The organism is Acetobacter fallax, from assembly GCF_011516735.1.
Lineage (GTDB): Bacteria > Pseudomonadota > Alphaproteobacteria > Acetobacterales > Acetobacteraceae > Acetobacter > Acetobacter fallax.
This window is the reverse complement of the sequence record NZ_WOSX01000125.1, coordinates 1-1,086: the sequence shown is the minus strand read 5'-3', so window position 1 is coordinate 1,086 and position 1,086 is coordinate 1. Positions and strand designations below refer to the sequence as shown.

Below are 1,086 nucleotides of genomic sequence, written 5' to 3'. Positions count from 1 at the left end.
GCCTTTGGAAAGGCTCTGTTGTCGTTAGGTGTTGGGCCTGGGATCGCAGGAGGGTTTCGGGCGTTTCATTTTGTGTTTCCGGGAGGAAAGCGAGATGGACCGCGAAGCCTTTGGACTGCTTTTGGGCCAGGTGAGCGTTCTGGACGGCGTCCAGCGTGAGACACTGTGCCGTGTTTTATCGGATCAGGACCCTGAGGCCGAAGTTGCGGCCCTTGTGGATGGTGCGGGAGGCGGATCGCGGGCCTGTCCCCGCTGTCGGAGCGATCGTATCGGCGCATGGGGACAGGCTCACGATCTGCCGCGCTATCGCTGCAAGGCGTGCCTGCGGACCTTCAATGCGCTCACGGGCACGAGCCTTGCCCGGCTTCGTCACAAGGACCGCTGGCTGGGTTTTGCTGCGGCGCTTGCGCAGGCCACAAGCATCCGCAAGACCGCGAAAGCCTGCGCAATCGCCATTCGGACGTCCTTCCGCTGGCGACATCGCTTTCTGGCCGCTCCGTCCTGTGAGCAGCCGGCGCTCCTGAGCGGCATCGTGGAGGCTGATGAAACCTTCTTTCGACGGTCCTTCAAGGGGTTGCACGCCTGGAGCCATCCAGGTGAAGGCATCATTCCGCCCCGCCCGGCCGCCCGCCACCGGGGTGCGCCCACCGGACGGCGAGGGACACCACTCGACGAGCAGACGCCCGTGCTGGTCATGCGCGACCGCCAGCGCAATACGGGCTACGCCATCCTGCCCGATCTGACTGCCCAGACCATCGGCTCCTGCCTCAAACCCATGCTCGCGCCCGATGCCGTGCTCTGCACCGATACCGCAGCCGTCTACACTCGTATCGCCCGGGAAACCGGAATCCACCATGAACCCATCAACATCTCCGCCGGAGAGCGGGTCAGAGACCACGCTTTCCATCTCCAGAACGTCAATGCCTATGACAGCAGGCTCAAGGACTGGATGCGCCGCTTCAGAGGCGTCGCCACAAAATATCTCTCAAGCTATCTCGGATGGCGCCGCATGATCGAGGCTCTCCACAACACCCTCGCTCCCGCTTCTATCCTCATCGCCTGCAGCCAGCCAGGAGGCCTCAACAC

1 protein-coding gene is annotated in these 1,086 nt (G+C 63.4%); it reads left to right on the top strand.

Features of this window, described 5'->3' with window-relative positions; translation table 11 throughout:
- Positions 1-94: 94 nt before the first annotated feature.
- On the top strand, positions 95-1,086 hold a 992-nt coding region (locus tag GOB85_RS18775; protein WP_242011635.1), incomplete at its 3' end, for an IS1595 family transposase.